Consider the following 1,844-nt stretch of genomic DNA (forward strand, 5'->3'; position numbering starts at 1 on the left):
GTGTTTTATAGATATATGGATTAATTTACTTCGTGCAATCCATTACAGAATCTTTCAAATTCTTTGGAGCTTGCTTAATTAAACCATATTTCACGTATTCTTTAGCCTGAGTTTCCATCATTTTCAAACCTTTTTCATCGATTGGACGAATAGTTGGATTGTCAAACTTTTCAATTTGCTTAATAATAGTTTCGCTTGCTCCGAGCTGCTTGTAAGCGTTTCCAATAACATTGTTTTCTTTATGAGACTTTTCTGCTTCGCGAACAAGAGCCTTGTACATCTTCTTAACAAGATCTGGATGCTTTTTGGCAAAGCTCTTAGAAACAATGTGAATAGTAACGTTCATATTGCCGTACTTTTTAGCATTTACAAGCAATTTTGCGCCTGGAGTTGTCATTGCTGCAGCAAGATTCTGATCGAATGAGGAAATTGCGTCAATCTGTCCAGAAGTAAATGCTGCCTGGAAGTTCTTAGGGCTCATCTCAACTTTGTTAACTTTAGAAACGTCTAAACCGCTTTTATCGAATGCGCGGTGAAGCATGTAATCGCCAGTGTCACCGTTGTGAATAATAGCAACTTTTTTGCCGTATAAGTCTTTTAGTGTTTTCACTCCGCTTTTTGCGGATGCAACGATTCCTTGAGAATCACCATTGTAATATTCGAGCGCAAAAGCTACCCATGGTTGTCCTTCAGCAATCAAATCAATGAAGCGTCCAGTTCCAGTAGTTGTAGCATCTGCATTTCCGCTCATAACAGCAGTAAGACCATCAACTGGAGTGTAAGGACCAGTGTAAACTACCTTAGATTTGCCAAATTCGTCTTGAAGGAATTTCTCATTTTTCAAAGTAGTTAAATAATTTGCTGTTGAAAGATAAGCAACTCTCATAGTTCCAGCGTCTTCTTTTGAAGAAGCGCTTGATGATTTTTGTGAGTTTCCGCAAGCTGCAAGAGATACAGTTGCACAAGCAGCGCAGATTAATGCAATAATGCTCTTTTTAGAAAATCGCATTTTTAAATTAGCCATGATATACAGCTCCTTTTGTTTGTTGTTTTGTTTGTTGTTTTGTTTGTTGTTTTGTTTGTTGTTTTGTTTGTTGTTTTGTTTGTTGTTTTGTTTATCTGTTGTTTGTTTGGTTGTTATTATTTGGTTGTTGAATCTAAATATTGACTAATTCTTAAAAGCAATTTAATGCATTTTAAAAAGTAGTTACTTTAGAAAAATGTTGATATTACTAGATTATTTGCGTGATTTTCTATCTAATCTGCGTTCAGGTATAAGAAGATACTCTAATATGTTTGTAGTAAGCTCAGATCCAAGACCTGCAATTGCGTACATAATAACGCATGCCATCATTTGATCTGGCCTAAAGAATTCTTGCGCTCTTGAAAGAATGTATCCAATTCCAATAGAAGAATTAACTGTTTCGCAAGTCACTAATGCAACCCATGCTACAGATATTGCAAATCGCAAACCTGTCATAAAACTTGGAAGTGTGCCGCGAAGCAAAATAGATATAAAAATAGTAGATTTTTTAACGTGATAAACCTGCGCTAATTCAAGAAGTTTTGGATCAATATTACGCACTCCGTCGCGAATATTAACGTACATAGGTCCAAAAACGCCAACAGCTATAAGCGCTATTTTCATCGTTTCGTCTATTCCGAGGAAAATTATTAATATTGGAGCTAAAGCCGGGAATGGAATTGATCTCAACATGTGGCTTGGTTTATCAACTACAATATTGCCAAGTTTACTGCCTCCTGCAAGTATGCCTGCAGGAACAGCAAAAATAATTCCTAACAAAAGCCCTAAAAGAACTCGTAAAATACTTATTCCTAAGGAT

At 36.1% G+C, this 1,844-nt stretch carries 2 protein-coding genes; both read right to left on the reverse strand.

Features of this window, described 5'->3' with window-relative positions:
• Window positions 1-25: 25 nt before the first annotated feature.
• Window positions 26-1,024 (reverse strand): ABC transporter substrate-binding protein, encoded by a 999-nt coding sequence (locus A5295_RS05890; protein ID WP_064622152.1) that lies wholly within the window; start codon window positions 1,022-1,024, stop codon window positions 26-28.
• A gap of 213 nt (window positions 1,025-1,237) precedes the next feature.
• Window positions 1,238-1,844, reverse strand: a 607-nt coding sequence (locus A5295_RS05895; RefSeq protein WP_064622154.1) for an ABC transporter permease, incomplete at its 5' end; no start/stop codon positions are given.

This window comes from Gardnerella sp. 26-12, from assembly GCF_001660745.1.
GTDB classification, from domain to species: Bacteria; Actinomycetota; Actinomycetes; order Actinomycetales; family Bifidobacteriaceae; genus Bifidobacterium; species Bifidobacterium swidsinskii.

What these genes read in the sequence shown, in the direction of transcription:
- A5295_RS05890 (WP_064622152.1), bottom strand. Translation starts at nt 1,024, where the DNA reads ATGGCTAATTTAAAAATGCGATTTTCTAAAAAGAGCATTATTGCATTA.